Source organism: uncultured Clostridium sp. (assembly GCF_963515715.1).
In the GTDB taxonomy this organism is placed as follows: domain Bacteria; phylum Bacillota; class Clostridia; order Clostridiales; family Clostridiaceae; genus Clostridium_AW.
Window position 1 is genome coordinate 119,067 of record NZ_CAUPZS010000001.1, and the last position, 15,804, is coordinate 134,870.

General features: G+C 28.3%; 20 protein-coding genes. 19 read left to right on the forward strand and 1 reads right to left on the reverse strand.

Going from position 1 to position 15,804, the window contains the following annotated elements; all coding sequences use genetic code 11:
* Window positions 1-9 precede the first annotated feature (9 nt).
* The 14 genes from RYO54_RS00725 to RYO54_RS00790 all read left to right on the forward strand — a co-directional run bounded on the left by RYO54_RS00725 (window position 10) and on the right by RYO54_RS00790 (window position 11,314).
* Window positions 10-411, forward strand: coding sequence for a hypothetical protein (locus RYO54_RS00725; protein WP_315114560.1), 402 nt, complete (start codon window positions 10-12; stop codon window positions 409-411).
* Window positions 401-1,483, forward strand: coding sequence for a hypothetical protein (locus RYO54_RS00730; RefSeq protein WP_315114562.1), 1,083 nt, complete (start codon window positions 401-403; stop codon window positions 1,481-1,483). Before RYO54_RS00725 ends, RYO54_RS00730 begins: the two co-directional genes overlap by 11 nt.
* A gap of 1 nt (window position 1,484) precedes the next feature.
* Window positions 1,485-1,817 (forward strand): hypothetical protein, encoded by a 333-nt coding sequence (locus RYO54_RS00735; protein WP_315114564.1) that lies wholly within the window; start codon window positions 1,485-1,487, stop codon window positions 1,815-1,817.
* Window positions 1,818-1,831: 14 nt separating this feature from the next.
* Entirely contained in the window at window positions 1,832-2,392 is a 561-nt protein-coding gene (locus RYO54_RS00740; protein ID WP_315114566.1) for a hypothetical protein, read from the forward strand.
* Between the two features lies 1 nt (window position 2,393).
* Window positions 2,394-3,410 (forward strand): hypothetical protein, encoded by a 1,017-nt coding sequence (locus RYO54_RS00745; protein WP_315114568.1) that lies wholly within the window; start codon window positions 2,394-2,396, stop codon window positions 3,408-3,410.
* Between the two features lies 1 nt (window position 3,411).
* Window positions 3,412-4,926: a hypothetical protein gene (locus RYO54_RS00750; RefSeq protein ID WP_315114570.1), complete on the forward strand. Its 1,515-nt coding sequence runs from the start codon at window positions 3,412-3,414 to the stop codon at window positions 4,924-4,926.
* Between the two features lie 11 nt (window positions 4,927-4,937).
* Window positions 4,938-6,992, forward strand: a complete 2,055-nt coding sequence (locus RYO54_RS00755; RefSeq protein WP_315114572.1) for a hypothetical protein — start codon at window positions 4,938-4,940, stop codon at window positions 6,990-6,992.
* A gap of 2 nt (window positions 6,993-6,994) precedes the next feature.
* A complete protein-coding gene (locus tag RYO54_RS00760; protein ID WP_315114574.1) occupies window positions 6,995-7,243 on the forward strand; it encodes a hypothetical protein in 249 nt (82 codons plus the stop codon).
* Between the two features lie 14 nt (window positions 7,244-7,257).
* Window positions 7,258-8,256: a hypothetical protein gene (locus tag RYO54_RS00765; protein ID WP_315114576.1), complete on the forward strand. Its 999-nt coding sequence runs from the start codon at window positions 7,258-7,260 to the stop codon at window positions 8,254-8,256.
* Between the two features lie 12 nt (window positions 8,257-8,268).
* Window positions 8,269-9,351 (forward strand): signal peptidase II, encoded by a 1,083-nt coding sequence (locus tag RYO54_RS00770; protein WP_315114577.1) that lies wholly within the window; start codon window positions 8,269-8,271, stop codon window positions 9,349-9,351.
* Window positions 9,352-9,428: 77 nt separating this feature from the next.
* Window positions 9,429-9,716: a BhlA/UviB family holin-like peptide gene (locus RYO54_RS00775; RefSeq protein WP_315114578.1), complete on the forward strand. Its 288-nt coding sequence runs from the start codon at window positions 9,429-9,431 to the stop codon at window positions 9,714-9,716.
* Between the two features lie 15 nt (window positions 9,717-9,731).
* Complete coding sequence (locus RYO54_RS00780) at window positions 9,732-10,562, forward strand: N-acetylmuramoyl-L-alanine amidase (RefSeq protein WP_315114580.1); 831 nt, start codon at window positions 9,732-9,734, stop codon at window positions 10,560-10,562.
* Between the two features lie 2 nt (window positions 10,563-10,564).
* Window positions 10,565-10,816 (forward strand): holin, encoded by a 252-nt coding sequence (locus RYO54_RS00785; RefSeq protein ID WP_315114582.1) that lies wholly within the window; start codon window positions 10,565-10,567, stop codon window positions 10,814-10,816.
* Between the two features lie 267 nt (window positions 10,817-11,083).
* Window positions 11,084-11,314 (forward strand): hypothetical protein, encoded by a 231-nt coding sequence (locus RYO54_RS00790; protein WP_315114585.1) that lies wholly within the window; start codon window positions 11,084-11,086, stop codon window positions 11,312-11,314.
* 37 nt (window positions 11,315-11,351) lie between these two features.
* Here the strand turns inward: RYO54_RS00790 and RYO54_RS00795 are convergent, their stop codons facing one another.
* On the reverse strand, window positions 11,352-12,236 hold the full coding sequence (locus RYO54_RS00795) for a hypothetical protein (RefSeq protein WP_315114587.1): 885 nt from the start codon (window positions 12,234-12,236) through the stop codon (window positions 11,352-11,354).
* 997 nt (window positions 12,237-13,233) lie between these two features.
* Here RYO54_RS00795 and RYO54_RS00800 point away from each other — a divergent pair.
* The 5 genes from RYO54_RS00800 (at window position 13,234) to spoIIIAD (ending at window position 15,797) form a co-directional block, all read left to right on the forward strand.
* On the forward strand, window positions 13,234-13,635 hold the full coding sequence (locus RYO54_RS00800; protein ID WP_315114588.1) for a CD1247 N-terminal domain-containing protein: 402 nt from the start codon (window positions 13,234-13,236) through the stop codon (window positions 13,633-13,635).
* Between the two features lie 118 nt (window positions 13,636-13,753).
* Complete coding sequence (gene spoIIIAA, locus RYO54_RS00805; protein WP_315114590.1) at window positions 13,754-14,671, forward strand: stage III sporulation protein AA; 918 nt, start codon at window positions 13,754-13,756, stop codon at window positions 14,669-14,671.
* 1 nt (window position 14,672) lies between these two features.
* Window positions 14,673-15,191 carry a stage III sporulation protein SpoIIIAB gene (gene spoIIIAB, locus RYO54_RS00810; protein WP_315114592.1) on the forward strand — a complete coding sequence of 173 codons (519 nt, stop codon included), beginning with the start codon at window positions 14,673-14,675 and terminating at the stop codon, window positions 15,189-15,191.
* Between the two features lie 12 nt (window positions 15,192-15,203).
* The gene (gene spoIIIAC, locus RYO54_RS00815) at window positions 15,204-15,401 is read left to right on the forward strand and encodes a stage III sporulation protein AC (protein ID WP_315114594.1); all 198 of its coding nucleotides are present in this window, start codon (window positions 15,204-15,206) and stop codon (window positions 15,399-15,401) included.
* 9 nt (window positions 15,402-15,410) lie between these two features.
* Window positions 15,411-15,797 (forward strand): stage III sporulation protein AD, encoded by a 387-nt coding sequence (gene spoIIIAD / locus RYO54_RS00820; protein WP_315114596.1) that lies wholly within the window; start codon window positions 15,411-15,413, stop codon window positions 15,795-15,797.
* Window positions 15,798-15,804 lie beyond the last annotated feature (7 nt).

Consider the following 15,804-nt stretch of genomic DNA (forward strand, 5'->3'; position numbering starts at 1 on the left):
GTGGCTTAGTTGAATTTTAATTTACAACTTAAATATGATAATAATGTTAATACAGGGGCTATGATAACTAATTATAAGCCACCTGTTCCTACTCAAAAAAGAAAAGGAAACAAAAGTTTAACAGGGTATACAGTATTCCAGAAACCTATAAAAAGCGATACCTTGATTAGATTTAGTGTAGCCTTTGAAACTCATACACCAGAACAGATTAATAAATTTAAAGAGTTTAGAAGGAAATATAATGAAAGATTTATATTTATTGATGAATTTGGAACAGAATATAGAGGATATTTTCAAAATAATTTTGATATAGACACACCTATTGAGGGAGATATTTATTATATGAGTTGCGAATTGCTATGTCCATGTGACATTACTGGTTGGAAAGCAGGTAATGATAATGGATTATAGAGTTGAAATATATAAAAAGAATACAGGAGAAAAAACAGAATTTAAAAGAACTGTATTATCTTTATCTATAGATAGAAGATTAAGTATGCAGACCGCAACTGCCAATGTGGCTATAGATAATGGTAATAATATAGATTTATTCAATTTTGGTAGTAGTGGAGGTATTATAGATAACTATAATACCGTTAAAATCTATATAGATAATAAGATACAATTTACAGGAATAATTAAAAATTACAGCATTAATGAAGATAATAAAACTATTGAAATATCTTGCAGTGATATGAATGTAAAGCTACTTAAAGCTATTGATGATGGACAACCTTATATAATTTATAAGAATATAAAGGCAAGTAATATGATAATAGATTTAGCACATAGAGCAGGAATTGATGATGTTGTAATAGATATAGATGCAACTAAAGATTATATAGTTAAAAATCTAAAAATACAGTATGATACACAAATAAGTGATGTAATAGATGAAGCATTAGCAACTTTAGAAGCTAGAGCAAGAATATTAAAAGACGGAACTTTCAAAGTTGAAAAGCTCTACCCATCATATAAGGCAAGTGATGTAGAAAATAATATAAACTATAATTGGTATTATGATAACTTTATAAAAATAAGTAGCGCAAGTGGTAAAAGAAATACAGAGACTTTGTATAATAGGGTATTAGTAAGATATGATGTGAAAAATTACACAATATTTGAAGAGCCGAAAATGATTGAATATTTAGGTGGAGAAAAGAGATTTAAAGAAGTGGATAGCCCTTTAAGTGATACTTTAGATAAAAGACAAATAGTAGCTAATAGATTTTTATTAGATAGTTGGAGAGAGAATACTAATTTAGACGTAGTAGGGACTAAAGGAAATGCAGATTTGGATTTAGGACAAATAGTAAGATTAAAATTAGATAATATTCTAGGACACTATATGGTAACAGGGATAAGAACAGAACTAACAAGTGATGGGAACTACATAGACCAAATAGTCTTAGATGGGATGAGAGAGAATACTAATATAGCACAACTTTCTACAGGGAATTACACTATAAAAGAAGGTGAATAATGTGAGGCAGAATGATTTTAGAAAACCTGTTAGGTATATTATTGACCAAGAATTAAGAAAACGTGATTTAAGAAACAAAATATATATGGATGGGGATGAAGAATATAAAGGTGAATTACCTGAATACCCTTGCCGACTTGTTAGAAATGAAAATAAAAAAGTAATTAAATGTATATATGCAGAAAACACAGAACTACAATGGGAAGAAGAATTGATAAGAAATAGAGAAGGTAAGGTATATAGAATAAAAACAACTTACCCAGATGGAAGTTTTAAGATATTAGAATTATTTAAGAATATAGATAACAAAGTAGAAACAATAGAATATGTATAAAGGTAGGTGATACTATGGGCTTGCCTAGTTATGTAGTAAATTTTGATGAGCTTTCCGATTTAATTAAGGATTACTTACAGAATGGTATAAGTGTAGATATAGGTGATATAACTTTCTCTACTAAAGATATGGAAAAGCTATTAAATGAAATAAAGGATAAGATACAAGACGTTGATTATAATGATTTAATTAATGCACTCAACGCTTTAGGTATTAAATTAGATGGGTTAGCTGGTAATTTAGGTATAAGTGGTACACAGAAAATATATGGTGAAATGTTAGAGATTCCAGCAGTATTAGGACAACATATTATAAAGTTTACAGCACCTAAAAAAGCCAGAGTTACAGGAATAACTTATTCTTTAAGCACATGGAATTTACAGGATTCATGGGATTTAGTTATTGGAGGAGAAAAGCTATTTGATAAAGTGAGGACAAAAGAATATGGAGAACATAAATATTTTAATGTGTTTTATCCTATAGATGCAGGACAGATAATTAAATTTGTATTTAATAATGACAGTGGCTCTAGCAAAGTATTATGGGTAGATTTTAATATATTGGAGGATTCCTAAAATGAGTTTGCCTAAATATATTGTAAACTTTGAAGAGCTTACAGATGAATTAAAAAAGAGATTGCTTGAATTAATAGATGATGAGTTAAGAGATAAATACCCGCAGTTAGATACAAACAATATAGAAGCACTATTAGAGGATATAAAAGAATTACTACCTAGCGTAAAATATGAAGGATTAAAAAATAAGATAGAAAATCTTGTGTTATACAAACATGAGGGGAAGCCAAAAATAGAAGGTAGATTATTAGATATTCCACCGATAACTAAAGAAAACAAGGCAGAATTTAAATTTGATAAGGATGTATTTTTAACAGGGATACATTTTAATCAGACGGGTTGGAAAAAAGAAGATAGATGGGACTTAATAATAGATAAAAATAAAATAATAAATAAAAGCACTATTAAAGAAATAGGAGAGCATAAATACTTTAGTACATTTTTAGAAGTAAATGCTAATACACCTGTTTCTTTTATTTTGCACAATAATAGTGGTAACAGTAGGCAAACTATGCTGGATTTAGAGTATATAGAAGGTACAAAGGGTACAGAGGTCATAGAGCCACCAAAGAACCCAGATATAGAAGATATCCCTAATTTATGGGATATTGCAATAAGAATGCAATGGGAAAACAATTCTCCAGCAGACATAGATTTACATGCTGTTATGGGGAAGATACATGTTTACTTTGGAAATAAAGAAAAAAACAATTTATATCTTAATTTTGACTATGTGGAGCATATAACAAACAATAATCCAGAGATTATTTCTGTAAAGGGTAATAAAAATAAAAGGCTGAAAATATATGTAAACAATTATAACGGCGTTATGTTGAATGAAACTGTAGAAATTAAAATATACCAAAAGAAAAACTATGGAAATAAACTTCTTAAAACATATAATCTTAGTGTAGGAGTAGACAGATTAAAGGCTCATGGAGTATGTGAAATAGATTTAAAAACACTAGAAATAATTGAGATAGATGATGAAGATATTAGATTACTAGGAGGTAGATAATATGGCAACAACAGAGAGTTTTTATTATGTTGAAGGTAATACAAGTGTAAAAGACATAATAAAAAGTATAAGTAAAGAAATAACACAAAATGCAGACATTTATAAATGGAACTTAATTTATCCTATAAAAATTGAGGATATTAAGAATTTTAGCTTATTAAAGGCTACAACATCTTATGGTAAAGAGTTTTATGCCAGATTTGAAAGAACTGCGGCATTGACACCTACGAGCGAAGAACAAAAGCTATTAGATAAAGAAAGGTATTCTAAACCATTTACAGAAGATGAAATAGTTTTACTAAATAGATATGTTGAGAGTATGCCTTTTACAAATGCTGAAAAAAATCTTATAAAGAAAAATCCAGATGCATTGACAGTAGATGAACAAGCACAAATGCAAGAGTTGAGAATTAAAAAGAAGATAAACGATGATAGAGAATTATTTTTACTTAGAAAGTATCACAATGGTGAAAGCTTAACTACAGGAGAACAAAATGAATTAGATACATTTAGAAATGTTCACAACCTTACAGGAGATGAATTAAAAAAGTGGAATGATTTGAAAGCTAATAGAAAGTTGTTTACAGATACTATAGTTCTAATAATGTATAAGCAATACGCTGGTTCGGAACTAAGTGCAAGTGAACAAAATAGTTTGGCGAGTTACAGAAGTAGTATGGAATTAACACAAGCTGAAAAAGAAAAATTAGCTTTACTTAAAGGGCAAATGGATAATAGAAATCATTTATACATCACTATAGGTAAAGAAGTACACGATACAAAAAGAATTGAAGAAATAGATGGAAAGCAAACTGAAATAGACGTTAAGGATTTAGCAGAAGAAACTTGTAGTGTTCCAGCTAGATTAGCATGGTATAAACAGTTACCAAAAGAAATAGGAGAATGGTTGCCTGTGCAATATTGGTTAAATGTAACAAAGGATGCAGTAAATATTGTACTACGTGGAGACCCAAGTGCAGATAATTACCCTTACTCTAACTATTTAACAAGTTATGCTTATATAGGAGCAGTAAAACCAGTAGAAGATAGTGCTTATACAGATGATGATTATAATTTTGGGATAACAACAAGTTCTGATATGAAACCATTTTTTACGAAGAAATTTGGAGAAAGAACTGCAACTGGAATAACAGATGTTTGTATGGTAGGTAATAAAATAGGTATGCCAATGCAACCACATTATCCAGGATTTTATACGACTCATTCATTTATGGATAAATGTAATACAGAGGGTTCGAGATGGAATCATAAAAAGCATCAATTCTCCGATATAACTTTAGTCCATCCAATAGATATGGAAAGAGGAAAAATGGTTAATGTACTTGCAGGAGATGGTTCAGCTATTTACGATATGGATAAATTAGTTTATAAAAAGGGTACTGATGAAGAAGAAAATTATAAGAAGTTTAAGATAACAGCACCGTATAGCTTTTTAAATAATAGTGCTAACAATCTTTATGTATTAGCTATTAAATGTTATAAAATAACTGAATAGAGGTGATTTTAATGCCCCTACATACAATTCCCCTATGTAGTTTTAGTTATGTAGGGGATGCTCTTTCTGGAGCTACTCTTAAATATGATACAAGAAATAAGGTCGAGAAGGAAAAGCTTAAACTAGCGTATAGAAAAAACCATTTTGAAATTGAAAAAAGTGATAGCCAACTACTTTATAAGAATTCGATTAATAACTTTGAAGGTTTTATAGGCGAAAAATTATTATATGAAGATAGCATAAACTTTTATAAAAATACTGAAATTAAAAATATAGAAAAAGAAGATAAGAATATTGATTTAAATACTTGTAAAGAGGTAAACAAAGAATATAAAAGTATTGAATTAGCAAAATATAAAGATTTGAATAGGGAAGAAGTTAATGTTAATAAGAACTTATCATTAGATTTAGCAAAACAAAATAGGGACTTTTATAAAACTAATGATATTCAACTCAAAACTATCTCTAAGGACAAAAATATTATAATTAGCTCTAATAAGGAATTGGATAGAAATAAAAATATGGTTGGCATAAATAAACATAGCAATCTGAGTTTTGATATAGATAATATTTTAAATCTGAATATAGCAGATGCGTCTATATATTTGAATAGGCAGATTGAACAGGGAATATATATAAATACACTATTAGAATTAGAAAGACTAAACTTAGAAAAAGAAATTATAAAAGAAAATGTAGCATATGTAGATAGATGGAATAGCAAAAACTTAGATATAATCGAAGATAAGATTTTGGATAGGTTAAAAGTTAGAAATTTACATGTAGCAAATGGTCTATTATATTTATTTAAATTCCAAGAATATAGCATTTTTAATTTAAATACTATTTATGCTGAGAGAATTGATATTAAAGGTATAGATAATTATTCTACAATATTAACGTATAAAGACAGTATTAAAGATATTCACAAAATGGAACAATTCAATTTATTATATAAACACTTATTAAAAGATATGTATAAAGCTAAAAATGGACAACTTTTATATAAGGATTATAAAAAATCAATATTTAAAGATAGTGTTGAGTTTTTACATAAAGACATAATTAAAAGATTATTAAGACCTGAAGCAGCCTACTTAAATAAAATAAATTTTATGAGCATTTTTAAAAGTGTTGCTAACTACTTAGAATATAGTAAAGAAAAGACTATATTTAAAAATATAGAGAAAGAATTAAAAGACGCAGAAGTTACAGATATATCTAAGGAAAAACTATATAGCTTATTAAAATATAAAACGGATATTTATAGACCATCTAATATAATAGGACTTGATGAAGGATTTATAGATATATCTAAGAACATCTATAGCACTACAGATTTAGAAGTTATAAAAAGATGGTGGATTTTAGGAGCTACTAAACCAACAGACCTAAAAATGCTACCGTTTGATTACGGATATAGAAACAATCCTTTACAAGTAAATAGAAGAGATAGAGAATATGGTTGGTCAATAGAGCAGGACAAGCATCCTATTTCATATATGCCTTACTTAGAGGATTTACAAGGAATAGATTTAAATTATGGTTTAGATGAAATGAACCTATCCATTGAAATAATGCTTGATATGGTAAATATTGTAGGGATGGTAGTACAACATAGTGCTAGTCAGTTTGCTAATGCTTCAGGACAAGAAGCTATAGAATTTATAATGGAAGTGTTGTTGGATTGGCTAAACGTAGACACTACAATACAAGAAATGCAATCTAAAGGTTCAAGAGGGCATTATTTAAGAACTTATAGATGGATAAGATGGGAAGCTGAAAAGGTATGGTTTATGGCGGACAAAGACCATAGCATAGATAGAATGAAGGGAATCAAGTATGCAGTTATGTTATTTAGCAATTTACTTGATTACATGAAATATCATCATTTTAATATTGTACCATTATGGAGAAATTTAAAGGCTATGGATATAGAAAGGCAGTTTAATAGACAAGCTGTGAATGGAGATATAATGAAAGATTTAGATAAAAACAAAGGCAAAAGACATTATTTATTAGAAACACAAAATTTCAAAAGAAAAAACTTTTTAGGAGGTAATTAATTATGGCAGGTTATTATAACGGGGTATCAAATGCGAATCAAGGAATATTTAATAATCCAAGACAGAAGATGTGGGCGGTATTTATATACAACAGGGCAGTTTATGGAACGTCCTCTCTAAAACTAGAGTACACAACCAATAGTTTTGATGAAGCTAAAACTTATGCCAGAGGTAAGCTTAATAACGGTGTAAAAATAGATGATATTATAGTTACAGAAATAGTTCCAATAGACACAGTTATTACACCTTAGGAGTGTGATTAGATATGAAACTTATAAAAGTAAAAGATGGATTAATAGAGGTTGAGAATTTTTTCTTAACCTCCTCTTTTAATGATTTTGCTCGTAGTACAAATATTACAAGAGATATTAAAACAGGAAAGTTAAAACTAATTTCTAACAATAAAATTGAAAGAAAATTTAATTATGATGAGTTTGTGATTGAACTAGAAAAAGAGAATTTTAAGAGCATGAATGATTATGATTACTCTATGTTGTATTTAGGAAACAATGATTATACTTTTGGTATTAAAGATAAAAAAATAGATAAACAAAATAAATATTGGAAGATATTAAAAAAAGATAATTATATTCAAGCCTATAGTAGTTCAGATGGATTTAATTATGAAAACATAGGGGGCATGAAGTTTGATGAACCCATTACAAAGCAAGGATTTATGAAGTATAGTGAAGAGGATTTTATATTAAATAAATATATTGTGTATGATAATCCTTATGTTACAATTCAGAATTTGCCTAAAAATACAGTAGCAGAATTACATGATTTAGAAGGTAATTTATTAAAAACTAGAGTCTTTAATGCAGATTTAGAATGTAGAGTATTTATAGATGGCAATGTACAGGGATATTTTATATTTAAAGACCAAGAAGGTAATGAGATTTATAAATCAGTATATTTACAACTACAATATGGTGATGTCTATGTTTTAAGTCCTTATAATTTTGAAATTATATACCATGGTAATGTTATAACTAATGTAAATCCAGCACTATTACAAGATTTAGAAGAACTTATCACTATTAAGAATATAGGAGATAAGGACTATAAAAATATTAAAATAGGTACTGAAACATCTAGTAATGACTTAATACAACTTAGTTTTGACGGTGAAAATTATGAAGATTATTTAACAATAGATAGCATAAATAAGAATGAGAGTAAAGATATATTTGTAAAAATAACTAAAAACGCAGATAATCATGGTTTTAATGTTAGAGATTTTAAACTTATAATAAATGAATAGGGGTGGAGAGTAATGAGTGATTTTTTTAATGTTACTTTAGATAAGGATATAGTTTTAGATGACAGCACAATATCAAATAAAACAGGTTGGTCTAGTGAAAAAATACATAGAGAAATTGTAGATAAAAGAATTACTAAGTTTGAAGAATTAGAAGATGTAGATGTAGTGAATAGAAAGGATAAACAATTAGTAGCCTATTCCGAGGATACAGGCAAGTTTACGACGATTGATGGAATAGATGCGGGAGAAATAGTTGGAGCAGGGATGAAACAGATAAATAAGATGGGCATAGTTGGAAGTCCTTCAAAACCACGAGTAATAAACATTCCTATTAATACCATAGATTTTAAAGTACCTAGAGTTAATTTACTTAAATATGATGTTGGTGACCAAAATATTATAGTAACTAAAAATGAATTCACTAATAGCGAAGCAAATGATTTTATTGAAGATGATATGATGGTTTTTGATGGTAAGGCACATTTAAAAAAAGAACATCTGCTTAAATTTGAAGTTAAAAGAGAATTAGGAAATAAAATAGAATATGGTGTTACATTCAATAAAAATGACTTTAAAAAAGTTGAGAGATTCGATGTAGAAGAAGATGGAGTAATAAAGAATTTAAAAGTTACTGCAATTCCGCATGATAGAATATTAATTCCTAAAGGTGATATGAATCTAAGTAATGTAGAGAATATGAATCATTTTAAACTAGTAGCAACGGGCAAAAACATGAAAATTGTTTGTAGTGTAGATAGTGGAAAGACATGGAAGACATTTAGAGGCGAAAAATGGGTAGATATCAATTTAGAATTAGAAGAAGTAAGAGAAAAAGGAATGACTATAGATATCTTTAATAAAATTAATGATGTATTTTGGAATGAATTACTTTCAACTAAGAAGATAAGATTTGCTTATTTATTTAGTGAAGATAGTTTTGCAGATAAAGAAGAACTAGATAATTTAGATTTGCAATATGACGGACAAGGAAAGTGGGTACAAGCTAAAGAAGATACATTCGATGTAGTGTATGCTAGTAATACGTTATTGCAGATATATGTAAAATTTGATGGAGATATAAAAATAAATTATTAATGCAAGAGGGAAGGTATTACGCCTTCTCTTTTATTTTTATAGAAATGATTGAGGTGAGAAAGGTGGTTTAATATGATATGGAAAATATGTTCATAGAAGTTTTAAAAATAAGTCCTGCATTAGCACTGTTTGGATTCTTTTGTTGGCAAGTAATGAAGAATTATAACTCTCTTGTTGAGTCTGTAAGAAATGAAAGCGTTCAAAGAGAAGAAAGGCTTCAAGTTGAAAGTGGGAAAAGAGAAGAAAGATATCAAAATACAATAGATAAAAACCAAGAGATAATCAAAGAGTTAGCTAATAAATTCAATGTTGTAGAGGAAGTTAAAAAAGATGTTCAAGAAATAAAGGTAATATTAAATAAATAAAAGAGGTGAGGAATTATGTTGCCTATTCAAAAGATGTTAATAAATTATAATTACTCTAAAAGAAATGAAAAGATTAGATATATTTGCATACATGATGTAGGTGAGGTTTCAACTGCTAAAAACAATAGAGATTATTTCGCAGGAGGTAATCGTGGAGCAAGTGCAGACTTCTTTATAGATTCAAATAATATAATACAGGTAATAGATTATCACAATAATTATAGTTGGGCAGTTGGAGATGGTGGAGGAAAATACGGAATTACTAACGCAAATAGTGTATCTATAGAAATGTGTTTAGAAAGTAATTATCAGCCTTCTGATGAAACAATACAAAATACGATGGAGCTAACTAGATATTTAATGAAAGAATTAAATATTCCTATTGATAGGGTTGTAAGACATCATGATGCTAGTGGAAAGAATTGTCCTCAATCTTTTAGCTCTAACAATTGGACTAAATGGAACTGGTTTAAAAGTCAATTAATAGAGAAATACCTATATAAAAAAGGTGATTCCGGAAATGGAATTAAAGAGCTTCAACAAAGTTTAATTGAAATAGGATATAAACTTAATGGTGAAGCAGATGGAATGTTTGGAGAAAGCACATATAAAGCAATATTAAATTGGCAACAACTACATACCTTATTAAGACAAGATGGAATTGCTGATGAAAATACATTAAAGTCTATAAATGCAAAAGTTGAAGAATTAAAAAATAAAAAAGAAGCACCTGATAATAAATTACATAAGGTTCAAGTGGGCGCTTTTAAGAATAAACAATATGCTGAAAATCTTTTGGAAGAACTAAAAACAAAAGGATTTGAAGGATATATAAGGGAGAAATAAAGATGTTTGACTTTACAGATTTAGCATTTATGACAGGAATAGTAATGGCTTTATCAGAAATGTTTAAAAGATTTGGCGTTAGTTCTAAATTTATACCAGTATTAAATCTCCTGCTAGGTATAGCTGCTGGAATGGTTTATGTATTTCCGCAAGATACTAAAACTGCTGTTTTATCTGGTATTATTATAGGATTAACTGCGAGTGGGTTATATAGTGGAGCGAAGAATGTTTCAGAAGGTTTACAAGAAGAGTAGCATAAAATTAATAACTACAATAGAAATTAAGCCATGAATTAGGAATTAATCTAACCCATGGCTTTTTTTACTTATTAAATTAATAATATAACTAAAAAGGTATATATTTTTTTTTCTAATATATTTAATAGCTTTCTTAAATGTTGTATGTTACTGAAATAAAAGAAAAAATATAATTAAATTAAAGTAAAAATAATAATGAGTTATTTCAAGTCTTTGCAAATTATTCTATATATTGTTATAATTAGTGTGAAGGGGGGAGGAATAATGAATGAATGGGAATCCTTTAAAGAGGGATGGAGAATTATAAAAGAACAATTTAAACCAATATTTATAGGAATAATGGTTTTTATGCTAGGTCTATTTATTAGTGTAATTTTAACAAGATCAGGCAGTGATACTGAATTTATCTTATGGGGAGTTCTTTATTTAAGTAGTGTTGTCGCTGTTTGTACATCAATAATTGTGAAAGCTATAAAAAACAAAGAAATTCAGTAAAGAGTAGATATTAAATATCTACTCTTTACTGAATTTCTTAATTTTGTGGAAGTACTACACCATCTCTAACTTCACGTTTTGCTTGTCCCATAGTATTAGTTCCAATTCCAAAAGTTATAGATGGAGCGCCTTTGATAGCTATTGAAGGAACAATGAATGCATAACTATGTCCATATTCTGTTATTACTTCAAATGTCCTTATGTCTGAATCATTATATATTTCTGTATAAGCATAGCCTTCTAAACACTTGGCATAAGGGCCTGCATTAGCTACATCTGTAAAAGGAAAATTAATTTGAAAGCCAGCACCTGCTGTGAACGTAGCATTTTCAGTTCGAATTATTTTTGTAGTTCCATTAGAGTTATCCTTATAGTATAAATTAGCATATGTTCTTGCTCCGTTGCTATTAAAACCTTTACTCCATGCTACAGCTATAGCATCGGTGAATTGTTGTATAGGAGTTGATAACCATTGCCATCTCACTTGGAGGTTAGCTGAAGTCTTTGCAGAATTGTGCACGTAACCATTTATGCTTATAGTGTATATCACTTCGCCGCTTGCTGCTCTTAATTCAGCTTCAGTACCTTTAAAGTTTTTTATTATGTTAATTTGTTTGTCATTATATCCCATTAATTTAAGTTCATCAGCTGGTAATTTTGATTTTTCCTTTACATTTTCAGCCATTAAAGAAATAGAGTTTTTAACATTTTGAATTTCCAATGTTGAAAGTCCTTTTTCTTTTAAGGAAAGTTCATCTTGAGATTCTAATTTTTTTAATGCATCGTACTCATTTATTATTACAGTTTGAGTAGAAAGAGTATCTTTTGGAATAGGTTCTTGAGCAAAAACGCTATCAGTCATGAATATAAAACTCAATATAAAGACCGATAGAATGGATAAAATATTTTTTTTGTTCTTCATTTTTTATTCCCCCTTGATTAATTGTAATTTTAATTTAAATTAATTATATAATATATTTTTTAAAAAAAATGTAGAAATGGGAAGAATATGGGAAATTTAACAATTTGTTAACATTATCCATCTTTTTAAATTTTTATTTTAATAGTATTAATAAATTATAAAAAGTGTTTTTAAGTTATTTATTGAGGGCTTCCTTTAAAATCTCTTATATGCAATATGGATAAAAGAATGGCCCTGGAATTAATCCAGAATCTATTTTATCAATAATACTAACTACGAAGACAATTTAAAAAAGCATACTAATACTTTTTAACTTGTATTAGTATGCTTTTTCAAACTTAATATTTAATCAAGTGAATTTTAAGGTGTTTTATATTAGTAATATATTCACAATTAATATATATGTTACTAAATAAGACAGTAAAAATTATAATTAAAAAGTGCAATATATAATACTACTAGCTCCGTTGCCCAATAATAAAATACATTGCACTATTGCCCCATTAGTATTGATTATGACATCTTTATAAGAAAGTATTCGTAAAATTTGACATTAAGCTAAATCTTTTATCTTATAAGTAATATCATTATCACACCTACTAGGACACATAATTCAATTCTTATAAAAGACTTTTTCATGGTTTCACCTCATTATGGACTTTGCTCATAAAGTTTTATAAAAAATTGTTATATAATATGTAGGAATTTTTTAAATTGAGGTTGATTCTTCAACTAAAATCTTTAGAGAACTCATGTTATATTAAGTCATATTTTAAATTTAAAATTAGCTTATTGTAAAAAATAAGTAATGATGGTATACTTTTAATTGGTTAAGATGTTAGTGATACATATATGATGATATACATACAATTAAGGTTTTGAAGTCAAATGTCGGTGAATATATGGAGAGAGTTTAGTCAATAATATAATTAACGTATTTTGGTAACGGCATACGATTCGTATGTCGTTATTAATTATAATAAAAGGGAGTGGAAATATGAGTTCAATTAGCTCTAAAGTATCATATCTAAACGGATTGATAGATGGACTAGGTGTAGATGAGGGAAGTAAAGAAGGAAAAATAATAAAAGAAATGGTAGGTATTCTTCAACAAATTGGTGAAGAAATGGAAGAAGTAAAAGATTCTCAAAAGGACATGCAAGAATACATAGATGTGTTAGATGAGGATTTAAATTCATTAGAAGATGAATTATACGACGATGAAGATTATGAAGATATTGATGACTTTATCGATATGACCTGTGAAAACTGTGGAGAGACAATATATGTTGATTCAAATATACTACAATCTAAAGAAAATATAGCTTGTCCAAATTGTCACAAAGATATCTTATTAAGCAAAAACTGTTGTGGCCATGAGGAAGATTGCGATTGTTAATAATTATTTTAAAAATAGCATCCATATAAAGGATGCTATTTTTTATTTTTTTAATTTTCTATGTCATATTTTTGTTAAATCTAAAATACCTTTTAATAAGAAAGAAAGGAGGATAAAAATGATAAACACTAAAGAAATAATTAATATATTACCAGAAAGCATAATAAGCTTAGTTAATTTAGAAAAGATGAAAGGTCTACAAGAAATAAGAATAAAAGCGGGAAAGAAGACAATCTTACAATTAGGAGATCAGGAAATTATTACAAATTACATAGCTACCTTAGAAGATATTAGAGCAATTTTGCAAAGAATTAGTAATTATTCTATATATGCCTATGATGAAGAGATAAGACAAGGTTATATAACCGTTAGAGGCGGCCATAGAGTTGGTATATGTGGAACTTGTGTAATTGAAAAAAACACCGTAAAGACAATAAAAGATGTGGCTTCTTTAAACATTAGAATATGTAATGAAATAATAGGTTGTTCTAATAAGGTGTTTAATTACATTATTGAAGGAGAAGAAATATTAAATACTATAATAATATCTCCTCCACGGTGTGGGAAAACCACGCTTCTAAGAGACCTTGGGAGAAATATATCCAATGGAGTAAGAAGTATAAATTTTAGTGGTAAAAAAGTATGTGTAGTAGATGAAAGAAGTGAATTAGCATCTTGTTATAATGGTATTCCTCAATTAGAGATTGGTTTGAGAACGGATGTATTAGATGGCTGTCCTAAAAGTGAAGGAATTATGATGCTAATAAGAAGTATGTCTCCGGAAGTAATAATATGTGATGAAATAGGAACAACTCCAGATATGGAGAGTATTATTAAAGCGGCGAACTCTGGAGTTTCTATAATTACTACTATACATGGCTATGGCATAGAAGACTTGTACGCAAGAGAGGTATTTAAAAACATAATGGAAAACAATATTTTTAGCAGAGCTGTTGTGTTAAGCAATAAAGAGGGCGTAGGTACTATAGATTACATTTATGATTTTAAGCAAAAAAATCATATTTATAGGGGGTAATATGTTAAAAATAATTGGTAGTTTGATGGTGATAATATCAACAACATGGAGTGGGTTTTTATATGGAGGAAACTTTAAGAAAAGAGCATATCAATTAAAGGAGCTGCAAAGATGTATTTATCAGTTGCAAAATGAAATAATTTACACCTATACTCCTTTACCGGAAGCATTCTTAAATATTAGTAAAAAGAGTGTATATCCAATGAGTAATTTTTTTGACTCTATATCAAGGTTGCTGTATTTAAATAAGGTAAATAGTGTATATGATGGATTCCAAAAAGCCTATGAAGAAGTAAAAAATATATTAAACCTTACAAAAGAAGATACAAATATATTATTTAACTTAGGTAAAAGTTTAGGGGAATCAGATATAGAGGGACAGAAAAAAGTCTTTGCTCTTTCTTTGGACAGCATTAAGAATCAAATAGAGGAAGCAGAAGTATTGATGAAAAAAAATGTGAAAATGTATAGATTTCTAGGTTTTTCCATAGGTATGATGATAGTGATTATATTCATTTAAAGGGGGATATAAATGTTAGATGTAAATTTGATTTTCAAAATAGGTGCAGTGAGTATGTTGGTAATAGTATTAGATAAAATATTAAAGACAAGCGGATATGATGATTATGCTGTTATAACAAATTTAGCTGGATTGGTAATAATACTTATGATGGTGATTAATCTAGTGAGCAAACTATTTAACGTTGTTAAGACCATGTTCCAGTTATAGGAGGATAATATGGAAATAGTAAAGATAGTGGCTTTTGCCTTCTCTGCACTGTTTATTGTTCTGGTAGTAAAGGATGCTAAGAAAGAAGAATTAGCCATACAGATAAGTATATGCGCCGGGATAATTATATTTCTATTCATGATGAATAAAATAACAGCCATTATTAATTTGCTTCAACAGTTATCTTTGAAGGCGAATATAGACTTTATTTATTTGACTACTGTATTTAAAATTCTAGGAATATCATATTTGGCTTCCTTTTGCAGCGAAATCTGTAGAGATGCAGGACAGGGAAGTATTGCTTCTAAGGTTGAATTTGGTGGGAAAATATTAATTTTAACCTTAGCTATTCCAATTTTAATGGCTGTTTTACAGTCAATTTTGAGAATAATGTAGGGGAGAG